At 71.0% G+C, this 15,981-nt stretch carries 8 protein-coding genes; all 8 read right to left on the minus strand.

Going from position 1 to position 15,981, the window contains the following annotated elements; all coding sequences use genetic code 11:
- Nucleotides 1-2 precede the first annotated feature (2 nt).
- Genes BKA24_RS00345 through BKA24_RS00380 form a run of 8 tightly spaced genes read right to left on the minus strand, consistent with a single transcriptional unit; the run spans nucleotide 3 to nucleotide 15,818 of the window.
- Nucleotides 3-1,700 (minus strand): protein kinase domain-containing protein, encoded by a 1,698-nt coding sequence (locus BKA24_RS00345; RefSeq protein ID WP_184214184.1) that lies wholly within the window; start codon nucleotides 1,698-1,700, stop codon nucleotides 3-5.
- Nucleotides 1,697-3,073, minus strand: coding sequence for an FHA domain-containing protein (locus BKA24_RS00350; RefSeq protein ID WP_184214186.1), 1,377 nt, complete (start codon nucleotides 3,071-3,073; stop codon nucleotides 1,697-1,699). Before BKA24_RS00350 ends, BKA24_RS00345 begins: the two co-directional genes overlap by 4 nt.
- On the minus strand, nucleotides 3,073-3,900 hold the full coding sequence (locus BKA24_RS00355; RefSeq protein WP_184214188.1) for a PP2C family protein-serine/threonine phosphatase: 828 nt from the start codon (nucleotides 3,898-3,900) through the stop codon (nucleotides 3,073-3,075). The genes BKA24_RS00350 and BKA24_RS00355 overlap by 1 nt, the downstream gene beginning before the upstream one ends.
- Complete coding sequence (locus BKA24_RS00360; RefSeq protein ID WP_184214190.1) at nucleotides 3,897-5,066, minus strand: RDD family protein; 1,170 nt, start codon at nucleotides 5,064-5,066, stop codon at nucleotides 3,897-3,899. The genes BKA24_RS00355 and BKA24_RS00360 overlap by 4 nt, the downstream gene beginning before the upstream one ends.
- Nucleotides 5,063-7,369 (minus strand): transglutaminase TgpA family protein, encoded by a 2,307-nt coding sequence (locus BKA24_RS00365; RefSeq protein ID WP_184214192.1) that lies wholly within the window; start codon nucleotides 7,367-7,369, stop codon nucleotides 5,063-5,065. Before BKA24_RS00365 ends, BKA24_RS00360 begins: the two co-directional genes overlap by 4 nt.
- Nucleotides 7,366-8,706: a DUF58 domain-containing protein gene (locus tag BKA24_RS00370; protein WP_184214194.1), complete on the minus strand. Its 1,341-nt coding sequence runs from the start codon at nucleotides 8,704-8,706 to the stop codon at nucleotides 7,366-7,368. The genes BKA24_RS00365 and BKA24_RS00370 overlap by 4 nt, the downstream gene beginning before the upstream one ends.
- Nucleotides 8,706-9,677, minus strand: a complete 972-nt coding sequence (locus BKA24_RS00375) for an AAA family ATPase (RefSeq protein ID WP_184214196.1) — start codon at nucleotides 9,675-9,677, stop codon at nucleotides 8,706-8,708. Before BKA24_RS00375 ends, BKA24_RS00370 begins: the two co-directional genes overlap by 1 nt.
- Before the next feature lie 45 nt (nucleotides 9,678-9,722).
- Nucleotides 9,723-15,818, minus strand: coding sequence for an Ig-like domain-containing protein (locus BKA24_RS00380; protein ID WP_184214198.1), 6,096 nt, complete (start codon nucleotides 15,816-15,818; stop codon nucleotides 9,723-9,725).
- Nucleotides 15,819-15,981 lie beyond the last annotated feature (163 nt).

The following is a 15,981-nucleotide window of genomic DNA, read 5'->3' on the forward strand; positions in this document are numbered from 1 at the left end:
GGTCAGTTCGCTGCGCAGATGCGCGAGTCCTGACTGACGGTTCCGTCGGCACGGCGCACCGCGACGTCGATGCACGCCTGCGTCTCCCCGTTGAGGTCGATCGAAACGGTCGGGTCGGCCACCGCGCGCGCGTCGGAGCCGCTGCCGTCCAGCGTCACGCGCGACCACACGAAGCTGTCGCCGCTCTCGGGGTCGGGGTTCTTCCAGGTGAAGATGGCGGTCTCGCCGCTGATCGCACCGCGGCCGTCGGCCGGGGGTGCGACGAAGCCGGCGACGGGGTCCTGCGGCTTGGGTTCCTCGGAGGTCGTCGGCTCCGGGGCGGTCTCGTCGGGCGGCGGCGCGAGCAGGCTCGCCGTCGCCACGACCCCCACGACGACGATCGCCGCGGCCGCGATGGCGAGTCCGATCCACAGGCCGCGACGCGACTTCGGCCCGTCCGGCGCCGGCGCCACGGGGACGGGCCCCTGCGGCGCAGTCGTCGCGGGGTGGGTCGCCGCCGCGTGCGCCATCCCCGCCTGCGTGGTGTCGGGAACCGCGCTGGGGGCCGTTCCGTAGGGCGCCGCAGCCGGCGGCACCGCACGGGGACCACGCACGATCGTGCCATCCTCGACGGGCGAGGCCACCGGTGCGGACGGGGGGATCGACATCGGAGCGCGCAGCGCCGTGGCATCCGATCCGCCGGTATCGGGCGGAGCGAACCCCTGCGCATTGCCGAGCGCCGAGCGCTCCCAGGTGGGGCCCGCGGCCGGGGAGGTCTGCGGGTCGATGCTGACGATGCCGCGCACGCGGGTGAGCTCACCGTCCTCCTCCTTCTCCTCTTCGGGCGGGGAGTCGTCGAGGATGTCGATCGGCGTCACCGAGTGCGCGAGCTCGATCTGCACCTTCTGCAGGGCGCGGGCGAAGGCGACCGCCGACTCGTAACGATCGGCTGAGCGCTTGGCCATCGCGCGCTCGAGGACGAGGTGGAGGGATGCCGGGGCGTCGGGGCGCTCCAACCGCGCGAGCGGCTCCGATTCGATGCGACGGATGAGGTCGGCGCCGCCGTTGCGGCCGCCCGGCACCTCGAACGGCGAGCGGCCCGCGAGCAGGTTGTAGACGGAGGCGCCGAGCGCCCACACGTCGGAGCGGACGGTGAACTCGGGGACGTCGGCGAAGGACTCGGGCGGCGACCACGGGATCGACATCCCCGCGGAGGGGTCGGTGCCGTCGGCCGTCGTGGCGATGCCGAAGTCGGTGAGCGCGGGACGGTTGTACTCCGTCACGAGGATGTTGGCCGGCTTGATGTCGCGATGGAGGATGCCGGCGCGGTGGGCCGTCTCGACGGCTGCCGCTACCTGGATGCCGACACGCAGCGCCTCTGCCACAGATATCGGCGCGGTGCGGGCGCGGACCTGCAGGTTCGGCTTGGAGCAGTACTCCATCACGAGGTACGACCGGCCGTCGTCGGAGACGCCGGCCTGGTAGATGGTGACGATGGCCGGGTGCGTCGAGAGCATGGCCATGACGTTCGCCTCAGCCTGGAACTGCTCGACCGCCCCACCGGTCATCTTGTCGGCGAGGAGGACTTTCACCGCCACGCGACGCCGAGGGAGCGCCTGCTCGTACAGGTAGACGTCGGCGAACCCGCCGGAACCGAGGACCTGCTGATAGGTGAAGCCGGGCAGCTGCGGCGGGGGCGCGGGGGCGCGCTTGGAGCTCACGGAAGATCCTCGAACGTCAGGGTGACGCCGTCGCCCAGGTCGAGCACGTCGGCGTTCACCACCATGGTCGGCTCATTCGGGTGCAGACGCACCGGGTCGTGACCGCCGCGCAGCAGGACGGTCCCGTTGGTGCTCGCGAGATCGACGGCCAGGACGTGTTCGCCCTCGGCGCGGATCTCGACGTGGTTGCGGGAGATGTCGTGCTGGGGTCCGTCGACGGCGATCAGCGTCGGCAGCTCCGCCTCGGCGGGACGCGTGGAGCGGGGGCGGCGACCCACGATCACGGTGCGCTCCAGCTCGAACGTCCGCCCATCCGCGAGACGGATCCGCCCCTGCGATGGCGTGCGGGCGGGCACGTCGTCGATCGAGTCGAAGCGCGGGGCGGACTCGCCGCGCAGGGCGCGCGCCTCGGCCACCGAGATGGTGGCCCCGTCGTGGTCGCCAAGCCGCTGCGGAGTCGGCGCCGCGGGCGGTACGAACGGCGGCAGGGACGGAACCGGCGGCACAGGCGGGGTCGCCGGTTTCCGCGGACTCGCGATCGTCTCGCCCAGCATCGGATCGTCGAGCTCCGTCGGAGTGCGACCCTGCGGTTCGCTGTCTTGCCGATCGGATGCCGCGGGCACACCGGTCACCAGGCCCGGGACGCCGCTGGGCGACGCGTCCTCTTCGGCGGCGGATTCGTCGGCGTCGACAGGCGGATCGTCAGCGGCGACCTCGTCGCGACGGGCCTTCGCGGCACCGGCATCCGTCACGACGGTCTCACCGAGGGCGTCTGCCACCGGCACTGCCGCTGTCGGCGGCGTCGGCGTCTGGGTGGCTGCCGACTGGGCGGCTGCCGGCTTCGCCGGGACGGCGGGCTTCGCGGGAGCCGCGGGAACAGCGGTCGCCGCGGGGACGGGGATCGGCCCGGATGCCGGAGCGTCGTCGGTCAAGCGCAGGACGAGGCTGGCGGCGGGGACGACGCCGGAATCGATCGGCAACGTGTCGGCATGGCCCGCGGCGCCGAGCTCGACGCTCACCTGCGTCGCCCCGGCGATGAAGCGCTCCGTCCAGGTCGACACTCCGGCACCCGAGATCGATTCGGCGCCCGACGCGGTCTCGACGACCAGCTCGACCGGGCCGCGTACGGCGACACGGACACCGTCGCCCTCGGCGATCGCGAGACCGAACGGGGGGATCGCCGTCAGAGAGGTGCCGAACGCACCGGTGAGCGATTCGAGGATCACGCCGATGCCGCCGGCGTCGAGTCGCCGCCAGACCGCCTCGACCGCGTGCGAGGTCACCTCGGGAGGCAGCACCGCCAACGCCGATCCGGTCACGGCGGCCCGCCAGGCCTGCTCACCGCCGTCGGGCCGGTATCGCACTGCGCGCATCAGCCGTCTCCTCCTGCCGCTGCACGCGGCACCGTGTCACCCTCTGCGTCGTACGACCCGCCTGCCGGGGCCGTTTCATACGCATCATCATCGTGCCCTGCCACACGCACGGCGTCGACCACGACCGCCGTGATGTTGTCGCGCCCGCCGTGGAGCATCGCCTCGTGGACGAGGCGCGTCGCCGCTTCCTGCGGGTTGCGGACGTCGGCGAGGATCTGCGCGATCCGCTCCTCGGGGACCTCGCCCGACAGGCCGTCGGAGCAGATCAGCATGCGGTCTCCCGGTTCGGCGGGAACGAGCCAGAAGTCGGCTTCGCCGCCACTGCCCGCACCGATCGCCCGGGTGATCTCGTTGCGCCGACTGTCCGTGCCGGCGGCGGCGCCGTCGAGAACGCCGGCATCGATGAGCTCCTGGACCACCGAATGGTCGACGCTGATCTGCTCGAGCTCACCTTCGGCGTACCGGTAGGTGCGCGAGTCGCCCACGTTGACGGTGAGCCAATACCCCGAGCCGTCCACCTCGGTCACGGCGACGCCGCTGAGCGTCGTCCCGGCCGCGCGCCCCTGGTTGCCGATGCCGTCCACGGTGACGCGCGCGCGAGCCAGAGCTCCCCGCATGGCGTCGATGCCGACCGAGCGCGCTCCGGCGAGCAGGGCGAACTCCGCCACGACGGCCGCGCTCGCCGCGGCGCCCGCGTCGTGACCTCCCATGCCGTCGGCGACGAGGAACAGCGGATAGCGCGCCAGATGCGAATCCTCGTTCACCCGGCGCTTGAGACCGGGGTGGGTGGCGGCTCCGGCCTCGATGTCGATGACCAGCTCGGTCATCGCGCGCTCTCCACGGTCACGCGGCGGTCACCCACGTCGACGACATCGCCGGCCCACAGACGTGCACGCTCGCCCGGCACGATGCGCTGCGGCATCCCGCCGCGCGTGATCACGACGCCGTTGAGCGAGTGACGGTCGACGATCCAGGTGCCCTGCGCGTCGGCGCCGATCTCGAAGTGCGTCTTCGAGATCGAGAGGGTCTCGTCGCGCACCGGCGTCACCCGCAGACCGGGCTCTCCCGCAGGACTGCGGCCGAACAGGGTGGCGTCGTACACGGTGTGGCGGGTGCCGTCGTCCCAGACGAGCAGTGCCAGGGTCGCCGGCGGCGCGGCCTGCGCCGCACTCGGCGAGACACCGCCCCGCGTGGGCACGCCGGGCACGGTCGAGATGACATCGACCGGGAGCGTGCGCGGGATGCGCGCGGCTGCCCGGGGGGCGGACGGCGCCCACGACGCGGGCGACGGTGCGATCGCGACGGATGCCGCCGGCGCGGACAGCCGCGTCGACGCGGCGGCAGCCGGGAGGACGGCCGGCTCGGCACGGAGGGCGACCGGGTCGAGGTGGAGGACGGCGGGCTCGACTCGCACCACTGCGGGCTCGACGCGCGGCACGGCGGGCTCGACGCGCGGCGATGCCGGCGCGATGCGCGGCGTGGCAGGCGTCACCCGCTCGCGTGCGGGAGCCGGTTCGATCGCTACCTCGGGCAGGCGGACCGCCCGCGGGGCTGCCGTGCGTGCCGGTATGGCATCCGCCATCACCGCGCCGCTGGCGAGATCGTGCCAGCCGCGCCGCCAGGGCGACGGGTCGAACAGCGGGGAGAAGACACCGACGATGACCCCTCCGGTGACCGCCCACACCAGGTTGCGCCCGAGGGCGCGGCCGAAGCCGAGGTCCTGATCGTCGTCGGCGTGGGCGAGCCGCAGACCCAGGAGCCGCATGCCTACCGATCCCTGACCGCCCTGCATCGCGGACTGCACGAGGAGCCACGCGACCGCAGCGGCGGCCGAGATCGGGCCCAGCAGAGCGAGCGGCACGGCACCGTCGGTGACGACCGACAGTGTCACGGCCAGGCTCGAGGCCACCGCCACGACACCCACCGCGACGGCGGCGTCGACGAGAACGGCGAGGACGCGGTGACGGAGGTTCGCGGGGGTGCGTCCCATCATCGGCTCGATCCCGCCTTCGGCGCACGACGCCGCAGCGAGCGCAGGCTCAACCGGGCGCGCAGCCGCTTCCAGAACGTGGTCCCACCCGCGATGCCGCCGACGATGTCGTCGACCTCCCGCCAGAAGGCGTCGACGTCTTCGGGTGTGGGCTCGCCGGGCCCGTAGACATCGGCGTCGGCCCGCCGGGCCAGCGTGGTCACGCGTTCACCCGCGAAGGCGGCGCCGACGACCTCGGCGCTCTCGGCACGGGTCGCGCCGGCGGGGACCGCGACACGGTAGTCGGCCGCCCGATCGACGAGTTCGTCCCAGCCGCCCGAGATGCGGTCGGCGGCGCGGGGCGCCGTGAACCGCTTCGTGCGTCGTGCCGCCTTGATGGCGCCGATCACCAGGAAAGGCGACAGGAGCAGGGCGATCACGCCGAGGCTGATTCCGCTGTACAGCAGGATCGGACCGAGCCAGTCGAACCCGGCCTCGTCTTCGTCATCCTGCCCGCGGTCTTCGGCGAGTGCCGGCGGGAGCTCGGCCGGCTCCTGAGCCGGCGGCGGCGGCTGCAGCACCTGCGGCTTGGGATTGGCCCGCGGCTTGGTGTTCTGCTCGCTCGGCTCGTTGTCCTCGTCAGGAGTGGGGTCGAAGGGGATCCAGCCGTGCCCGGTGAAGGCGATCTCCACCCAGGCGTGCAGGTTGTCGCCGGTGGCGCTGAACGTGCCGTCCGCGCTCCGCTCCTCCTCGTCGGGGTACCAGCCCATGACGACGCGCGCCGGCATCCCGAGCTGCGTCGCCATCAGCGCCATCGCCACGGCATACTGCTCGTCGTCGCCGATCATCTGCTCACCGCCGACGAGCTGCGAGATGCGCGCAGCGCCGTGGCCCGAGGGCGAGTAGACGTCGTCGGCGAGGCCGTGGCTGAAGTAGCCGTCCGACTGCAGGTACGACTCCAGGGCGCGCGCCCGCTCGATGGGGCTCTCCGCGTCTTCGGTCGCGTTCGAGGCGAGCTCGCTGAGCGACTGGGGGATGCCCTCCTGCTTGGGCATCTTCAGCGGGGCGAACGGCACGTCGGCCAGCACCTCGTCCTTCGGGACGACGGGGATGACGGTGTCGATCGTGTACGCGTCGCCGGCCTGGAGCGCCGCGGTCGACACTGCGGTGCCCGTGGCGTCGTTGAAGTGCGCACCCCGGCGGAGGTCGCTGGCGCGGTCACCGTCGAAGAGGAACTCCTTCGCAGCGCCCACCGTGGGGAGCCAGACACCATCGAGCTGATCGACCTCGACGCGCACCGTGGTGGGGTCGCCTTCGGCACCGGGCGACATGTTCGAGCGCACCGATGTGAAGGCGCTCGACGAGCCGGCGCCGTCGTCGGCGACGTTGAAGACGATGCCGTCGTAGGCGTCCATCGTGGCCAGTCGCACCCGCCCGTCGTCGGGCAGTCCCGACACCTGGAAGAGGGTCTCGGTTTCGTAGTCGCGGACGAACTTGCGCCACGACTGCAGGGGACTCGGATAGTCGTGGATGTCGAACGGCGGGATCACGAAGTCGCGGAGGATGTACCGCTGGACCGGAGGGTTGGCGGACGCCGCCGCCGCGACACCGACGCCCGCGGCGAGCGCGAGCACGACACCGCCCGACACCAGCCGGCGCAGGCGTGCCGCCCGCGACGCACCGGCACCCGGGGCCTCGGCGACGACGGCGGCACGGTCGGGGCTCCACAGCGCGCGCAGCGCCAGCCAGAGAACGGCGACGATCGCGAAGATCACGCCCTGCAGCAGCGGAGCGGTCGGCTGCGCGGTCCCCATCAGGATCGCGAGTCCCAAGTAGAGGGCGAGGGGCAGGAGCGCCCACGCGGCATGCTTCGCGCGGAGGGCGAGAGAGCCTCCCAGCACGGATGCCGCGAGCGTCATCAGGAACGGGACGATGAGGTGGCCGTCGCTCGGCGCGACCGGCGGAACAGTGGTGAGGAGGTCCTTCCACGACGTCACCACACCGATCGCCAGCTGGCGCCACGTCTCGATCGTGGGGATGACCCCGAGCAGAGCCGTGTGCGGAAGGGCGAGCGCGCCACCGAAGAGGAAGTACGCGCCGATGGTCGCGCCGCTCAGCGACAGCACGCCCCAGCGCCACCGCAGGCCCACCCAGGCGAGGGCGAGGCCGATGACCAGCGCGCCGATCGCAGCGACGAGGTACTGCGGCCCCTCGAACGTGGCCGCGAACCCGATGACGGCGACGGCGATGAGCAGCACCACCGCTGCGACGTCGGTGATGAGGCGCCGGAGGTCGACCGCGGGTGTCCGCCAACTGAAGCCGCTCATGCCAGCACCTTCCGGATCGCGCTCGGAAGCTGTTCGAGGTCGCCGAGGGTCACCACGTCGGCATCCCCCACTCGGCGCAGGGCCGGGCTGTCGACCCGACCGTCGGCGATGACCGCGAGCACGCGTACGCCGTACGGGATGCGCGAGCAGGCCAGCCGCAGCTCACCGGCGTCGAGGGTGGAGCCGCAGATGAGCACCGCGACAGCGGCATCCGGCGAATGGGTGGCCAGGACCCCCGCCAGCGCGACGATCCCACCCTCACGCGGCTTGCTCGGCTCGAGAGCCGACAGGGAGTCGAGGAAGCGGCGACCAGTCTCGGCGCGGATGCGGCCGGCCGAGGTGCGGACATCGAGCGTGCGCGAGTCGCGGAGCGCACGGAGGCCGATGGAACCGCCGACCGAGATCGCGGTCTCGAACTCCTGCGGGTCGCGATACTCCCCCGGGTGCGTCGACAGCGCGACGACGAAGTGCGAGCGACGGGTCTGCTCGTACTCACGCACCATGAGCGTGCCGGTGCGCGCGGTGGACTTCCAGTGCACGTGACGCAGGTCGTCGCCCGGCTGGTAGTCGCGCAGCGCGTGGAACGACACGTCGTCGCGGGCGAGATGCTGGTCGGGCAGACCCTCGAGGTCGCGCAGCTGACCGAGCGAGAGCCCTTCCAACGAGGTGGTCTTCGGGTGCACGAAGAGATCGACGGCCTGACGGCGGTCGTTGGTGCGCTCGAACAGGCCCAGCGGGTCGCCGCGCAGCACGCTGACCGGTCCGACCGCGAGTACGCCGCGAGCCGTCGTCGGGATCGCGAAGAGTTCCTCGTGCTCGCTGCCGGGCTGCAGCCGCGGCACCTGGAAGACGCCGCGACCCGAGCCCACCGGGAGAACGACCTCCGAGGGGAGGAGCGATCGCGAGGTCCGGTTGGCGAGCGTGAGCGCACCGACCGCACGCTCCCCCACCACCACGCGAGTGCGGGTGAGGTCCAGCTCCACGTCGTACGCGGTGCGGCCGAAGAGGAAGATGACGCACAGGGCGACGATCACGGTCGCGATGGCCGCGGCGACGAACGCCTCCTCCCAACCGAGGGTGAACGTCACAACCCACAGCACGATCGCCAGGGCGATCACGACCCAGCCCACGGGACGGATGGCGGCGGCGACGACCCGGGCGTACCGCCCGACGATCCGGCCCCACGCGAAGGCGGTCTCGCGCAGCCGCTCCGCTCTCGTCGCCTCGCGCGGCGCGAGCTGCGGGGCGGACTCGTCAGCGGCGTCCGCCACCGAGGGCACACCGGAGTTCCGAGTCGCGTCCTGCGTCTCGGGAACAGCCTCCGGCGTCATCGTCATCAGGCGGAGGCCCGTGCCAGGGGTGCCTCGACGTCGCCGAGTGCCCGCTCGATGATCGACTCGGGCGTCGTGCCGGCGAACTCCGCCTCGGGGTCGAGCACCAGACGGTGCGTCCACACCGGCGCGGCCAGAGCCTTCACGTCGTCGGGGATGACGTAGTGGCGACCCTGCGAGGCTGCGACAACGCGGGCGATGCGCATCATCGAGATCGCGCCGCGGACCGAGACGCCGAGCTTGGTCGACGCCGATTCACGCGTCGCCTCGACGAGCTGCGCGGCGTAGCGCGCCACGGCGGGGTCGACGTGGACGGATGCCGCGAGGTCGGCCATGTCGGCGACGGCACGCGTCGTGATGACCGCCTGGAGGTTCGCCGACGGGTTGCGCTCGACGTTGCCCGCGAGGATCCGTTCGGCGACCGCGAGGGAGGGGTAGCCGATCGAGGTCTTGATCATGAAGCGGTCGAGCTGCGCTTCGGGGAGCTTGTACGTTCCCGCCTGCTCGATCGGGTTCTGTGTCGCGATGACCAGGAACGGGCGCCCCACCTCGTGCGGGGTGCCGTCGACGGTCACCCGCGACTCCTCCATGACCTCGAGGAGAGCGGACTGGGTCTTCGGCGAGGCGCGGTTGATCTCGTCCGCGAGCACGATCGAGGCGAACACCGGACCGCGGTGGAACTCGAACGAGTGGTTCGCCTGGTCGTAGATCGTGACGCCCGTCACGTCGGAGGGCAGCAGGTCGGGCGTGAACTGAATGCGAGTGGACGACCCCTGCACGCTGGCGGCGAGCGCCTTCGCGAGGCTCGTCTTTCCCGTTCCCGGCGCATCCTCGAGGAGCACGTGGCCCTCGGCGAGCATCGCGGCCAGCACGAGTCCGACCACCTCGCGCTTGCCCATCAGAGCCTGGTCGACGTTGTCGACGAGGCGGGTGAACGTGTCGCGGAACCAGGCCGCCTGTTCGGGGGTCATGCTCATTCGTTCAGTCCTTTTTTCTCCGAGTATCTGGGCAGCTGCCCCAGGTCAGCCGCGCGGCCACCAGCGCTTCTCCGTGTCGACGGCCCCACCCCATCCCTGGATATCGACCCAGACGTCATATCCGTCCGCGCCGAGGTAACACTGCAGGGTGATCTGACCATTCGCCGGCACGCTGTACGACCATGCCGTCCCGCTCACGTTCAGATCGCGCGACCCGTTGTTGTAGCGACACATGACGTTGTAGTTTCCGGCGGGGAAGTTCTCGGTGTTCATGACGAAGCGGTAACACCCGTTGACGCAGGAGCCAGCTGCGCCGCCCCGGGTCACCCAGACCTTCGGCTGCGGCGGCGGCGGCTCATCGACCGAGCGGGCACTGTCGGAGGCTGTCGTCGTCTGTCCGGCGGCCGTGGTGCGGACGTCGAGCGTGCGGGTCGTGCTGTACGGCACGTTGTACGTCTCGGTGCCGCTCGCGGCGACCGTGCGCCATCCGCGACCGTCACCGGTGCGGATCTCGGTCTTGATGTCGCGGCCGTTGCGGGCCGGGGACGACCAGGTCATCGTGATCGTCCGGTCGTTGGCGGTCGCCTTCGCGGACGGGTTGCCGATCGGGCCGTAGGGAGCGACCTGGTTCGACGCGGCGGATGCCGCGCCCTCGTAGGTCGACCCGTCGGCAGTCGCGACGGCCCTGACCTGGATCGTGTACTGGCCGTTGTTGTTCACCGCGCCGTTGCCGACGGTGCCGGAGTTACTCGAGCCGCCGCTGACCCAGTCAGCCCGCCAGCCGGTGCCGTTGACGTTGTACTGGTACCGGATCTCGCCGGCGTTCGCGCCGTTGGACGCCCCCGGCTGCCACGTGACGCTCACCTGGTTGTTCCCGGCAGCCGCGGCGACGGATGTGGGCGCGCCCGGTGCAGTGAAGGCGCGGCGCGGCGCGGACTGCGGGCTGAGGTCGCCCCATCCCGCCTTGTTGGAGGCACGGACGGTGTACGTGTAGTCGGACTGGGAGGTGTCGACTACGACGGCCTGGCTCGTCTGGCTCGCGGGCACCGAGATCGTGTTCACGACGGATCCGCCGCGGAGGACGTTCAGCTCGTATCCCGCGATCGGATCGCCGTTCTCGGCGGGCTGGTTCCAGCTCACCCGCATCTGCGCCTGGTTGCCGACGGGCTCGATGCGCGCGACGGTCGGAGCACCGGGAGCCGCGGGCGGAGCGGCCGGGATCATGGGCGACGACCATTGCGAGAAGTCCGACGGCTCCGGCGCGCGGTTGTGCGCGCGCACGCGCACCTGGTACGCGGTGCCGTTCTGGAGCCCGTCCCACGTGGTCGACTCGCCGGTGACACCGGTCTTCTGCGTCACACCGGATGGCGGCGCGGGCGAGATCTCGAGCGTGAAATTCTCCACCGGCGATCCCTCAGTGCGAGGCGTGACCCACGACACGTCGAGCTTCCGGTCTCCGAACTGGAGGGTCGGCGGGGCGGGCTGGTCGGGACGCTGGTCGGGACGCGCGGTCTCGGACGGCACCGACGGGTCGGACTCGCCGACGCTGTTGGTCGCGGTCACGACGAAGTTGTACTCGACGTTGTTGGTGAGCCCGTCCAGCGTGCAGGTTGTCGAGCTGCACTGGCGCTCGTAGCCGCCGGCCGTCGAGGTGACCGTGTACGACGAGATCGGGCGTCCGTTGTCGACAGGCGGCGTCCAGCTGAGCACCACGGTCCGGCTCTCGACCGCGGTGACGGTCGGCTTGCCGGGCGCGTCGGGTCGACCCTGCACGATGACGCGTACCCGACCGTCGACGTTGCGGTCGGCGTCCTCGGTCTTGTCCTGCACGGTGTAGCGGACGACGACCGTACCGACGAAGTCGCTCGCCGTCGTGATGTTCACATCGGTCCCGGCCGCAGACACGTCGGCCTGACCGGTTTCGAGTTCGGTGCCGACGATCTTCAGCGGCGTGTCGGGGAACGGGTTCACGTCGTTGCGGAGCACGTTCACCGAGACGGTCTCGCCCTGGTCTGCCTGCTCGACGATGTCGTCATTGACCGACGCGAGCTCCCGAGTCGACGCGGTGATGGTCACCGCAATGGTTGCCTCCACGGGCTCGGTCTCGCCGTCGGTCACCTGCACGGTCAGGGAGAATCGCGTTCCCTTCTCAACGTTCGCGTCCGCCGAGACGCGCAGCGCGCCGTCGCTGACGGAGGCGTCGACACCGGCCGGCGCGTCCGAGGCGAGCGAGAAGGTCAGCTCGTCTCCCGGGTCGGGATCGGACGCCAACTCGGTCAGGCCGAGCACGGCGGCATCCTCACCCGGGGCGACGCTCATCGACGCACCGGTCATCGTGGGCTGCTGATTCTCGGGCGGTAGCACCGTGATCGGGATCGTCAGGGTGGCCTTGCGGCCCTCGGGGTCGTCGGGACCCGTGCCGTCGGTGACTTCGAAGGTCAGGGCGTCGGCGCCGAAGTAGCGATCGGCGGACGTGTACACGAGGGTGCTCTGGTCCTTCACGAGGTTGGCACCGTTGCTGTGCGCGGCGACGACCTTGGCCGCCTCCGTGATGACGACGTCCTTCCCGCCCACGGCTTGGACGTACTCGGAGAGCGGCAGCTCGACTGTCTCGCCGCTGTCGACCTCGAGGGGGGTGGTGGACAGGAGCGTCGGCGGCAGGTCATTGAGAGCGGGCACGTGGATGAAGGCGGATGCCACGAGGTCGTCCTCGTCGCGGATCGCGTAGGTGATGACCTGTCGCTCGTCGCGCACGGTGAGGCGCACCGAGCCGTCGCCCAGGACCCGGGCGGCGTCGCCGCCGTCGCCGAGGGTGACCTCGAGCACCGCGCGCGTGCCATCAGGGTCGTCGTCGTTGGCGAGCACGTCGATCGTCACAGTGCCGTCCTCGGCCACGTCTTCGGCGAGGACGCGGTCGTCGCGGGCGATCGGTCGCATCAGCGGCACGTCGGGGTCGACCGTGATCTGCACCGAGGTCGTCGCCTCGAGGCCGCGTGCATCGGCGATCGTGTAGAGCACGCTCGTCTGCATCGGCTCGTCGGGCGCGGTGATCAGCAGCTGCTCACCGGAGACCTCGGCATCCAGCCCGGACACATCCGGCACATCGACGGCGTTCTCCGCGAATCCGAACGCGTCGCCGTCGGGGTCGGAGTCGTTCGCGAGCACGTCGACGGCCACCTGGCGGCCCGGGCGCACTGTGATGGTGTCCCGCACGGCATACGGCGCCTGGTTGCTCGATTCGGCGGGCGCGATGCCCACCTCGACCCGCGCCGTGGCTTCCTTGCCGAGGTTGTCGCGGACGCGGTACTGGAACCGGTCCACGCCGACGGAGTCCTCGAACGCCTCGTAGACGAAGGAGTCGGCTCCCACCGAGACGACGCGTCCCTTCGAGGGGGCGGATGCCGGGCCGACGAGCTCCACCGAGTCGCCGTCCGCGTCGATGCCGTTCAGCGGGATGGGCACGGTTACCCGGGAGCCGCTGAGCGTGCGGACCGTCACGTCGCGCGGACGCGGAGCCGCGTTCGCCTCGTCGTTCAGCGGCAGGATCCGGATGGTGACGAAGCCCGCATCGCGCTGCCCCGTCGAGTCGACGACCTCGTACGTCGCGGTCACCGTCTTCGGCTCGCTGCCGGCGCGGAAGCGGAGGGTGTCCTCCGAGACGAAGAGCTCGCCGTCCTCCTCGTCCACCAGCGGGGGGACGAGTTCGGGCGAGACATGGATCTCGTCGCCGTTCGGGTGATAGTCGTTCTCCATCACCGGGATGGTCACGATGTCGCCCACGCGGACGACGACCTCGTCTTCGACAGCGATCGGCGGGCGGAGCTTGGCCGGCGCGGGGACGGGGATGACGATGATCTCGCCCTGGCTCGACTTCGACCCGTTGGACACCGTGTAGGTGAGTCGCACCTGCTGGTCGAGGGAGGCCTGGTCGCTGATGCGGATCGTCTCGTGTCCGAGCACGGCCGCGGCGATCCCGCTGTCACTCTCGGCCGTCACCGACTGCACGACGAGGATGCCGCCGGCGGGGTCGGTGTCGTTGCCCAGGACGTTGACGAGCACGTCGCCACCGGCGGGGAGCAGCGCGACATCGCGCACCGCGATGGGCGCCCGATCGTCTTCTTCTTCGGGCAGGACGTCGATCCGGACGATGCCGGGCGAGGAGTTGGGGCCGGCGGACGCGAGGTAGGTCGCGTAGTAGGTGTCGGGCGTCGCGGACTCGAACGTGAACGACGCGTCCGGGTAGTCGCGGGTCAGACGTCCGCCCTCGACGTCGTCGACGCGCGTGAGGCGCAGTGGCTCGCTACCGGTGCTGGTGTCGTTCGCGAGCGGGGACACGGTCACCGGGCGGTCGACGCGGGTCACGACGTGGTCGGCGTTGGTCACCGGAAGGGTGGTGCCGAGGGGACGGATGTCGAGGCGCGCGATACCGGTGGTGCGCTCGCTGCCGTCCGAGACGACGACCGGAATGTCCTTGCGGCCCTGGAGCCCGCCGATCGCGCGATAGGTGATCTGGCCGTCGGAGGTGAACTCGACCTCGTCACCGCCGTCGGTGGTCACCTCCTGAAGGAAGATGTCGTCCCCGTCGGGGTCGTTCCAGTCGGTCAGGATGTTGTACGAGACAACGCCGCCGGTCTCCACGGTGATGGCCGTCGTGCGCTTCTGGACGGGCGGGGAGTTCTCTTTCAGCGGGCTGACGGTCAGATCGACGCGCGCCTCGTCCTCGCCGCCACGACCGTCGTTGATCGAGTAGGTGAACGAGGTGGTGCCGCTGGCATCGTCGTCGAGGCGGATCTGGAGTGCTGTGCCGTTGTAGATCGGGGTGATCTCGCCGAACGACGGCTCGTTCTCGACCGTGGCGACGAGCACATCGCCGTCGGCGTCGAGGTCGTTCTCCAGAACGGGGAGCACGGTGGTGCGGCCCGGACGCACGCCGTAGCGGTCGTTCTTCGCGATGGGATCGGTGTTCTGCTCGGTGCGTTCGGGGAGCGTCGTCTGGATGGTCTCCTCCGTCGTCTCCTCCTCCTCTTCACCCTCACCCTCGGGAGGGGTGATGTCCTCCCAGTTGTCGACCTGTTGCAGCGCGTCGCTCGCCATCCACGCGGCGCCGCCGAAGACGTCGTTCAAGACGACGACGTCGCGGTTCACGCGGAAACGGAGATCACTGGTCGCATCGACGCCCTCGATCGTCTCGACGACGTCGGAGCCCTCGCCCGCGCAGTCGCGGACGAAAGCGCCCGATCCCGACCATGCGCCGTAGGCGCAGCCGGCGACGTAGACCGGCTGCGCGGCCGTGCCCTCGGCGCCGGAGTCGACGCGCGTGGGCTCGCCGCCGCCGAGCGGCACCCGCACCAGCTCAGTGGGCGTCGACAGGGTCACGGCATCAGTCGCGTTGGAGGGCTGCTGGAGGACACTGTCCGCCGGCACCTCGGTCTCCAGGCCGTCACTCGAATACAGCGTCCAGGTGTCGTTGTCGAGCACGAGGCTCACGTCGCCGACCGCAGAGATCGTCACGGTGTGGTCGGGGTCGATGCCCTCGAGCTCGCGCTGAGCGGTCTCCACCATCGTGCCGTCGCCGCCCTGCCCGTAGGCGGACAGGATGCCGGTCTCGGGGGCGAACGCGTAGGCGATGCCCGAGGTGCTCACGGTCGCCACCGCGCCCTTGCCGAGCTCGGCGATCGGGTCTCCGGCTTCCTTGCCCACGGTGCCGATCGAGGAGAACGCACCGACCCGGAGCGCTCCGGCTTCGTCGACCACCGCGACCGTCGGCCCGCCCAGCGCGACCTGCGCGCCGGGTCCGAGGTCGGCGCTGTCGGAGAGGGCGACGCGGGCGGGGTCCACGGCGGTGACCGTGGCCTCGGTCTGGTCGGTCACCAGGATTCGGCTGCCCGCCTGTTGGATGTCGTATTCAGCGGAAAGCGTGCGGAGTCCGCCGTCCAGAAGGCGGGACTCGTTGTTGAAGTGTCCGACCAGCAAGCTGCTCTGCTTGGTGAGCCACACGCCGCCGTCGTTGAGGTCGACCTCGGTGGTCGGCTCGCCCTCGTACGTGATGGCGAGGACGCCGATGGCGACTGCCGCGGTGGTGACCGCGCCGATCGATGCGAGCGTGCGCGGGCGCGCACGAAGCCACGCGAAAGACTTCATAGAGCTCGGCCTCCCCCGGGCGAACATGAGTGCGTGGCGTCGGGACCTGACCGCTGCATCAGGCGCTCGCAGATGAACTGGACGGTTCCAGGGTAAGCGAGACACCGAAATGGTTCGAGCGCGTGACGTGGGGAGAACTCCCCATATATGCTTCTTCGCGCGT

Origin of the sequence: Microbacterium marinum, from assembly GCF_014204835.1 — a bacterium.
Lineage (GTDB): Bacteria > Actinomycetota > Actinomycetes > Actinomycetales > Microbacteriaceae > Microbacterium > Microbacterium marinum.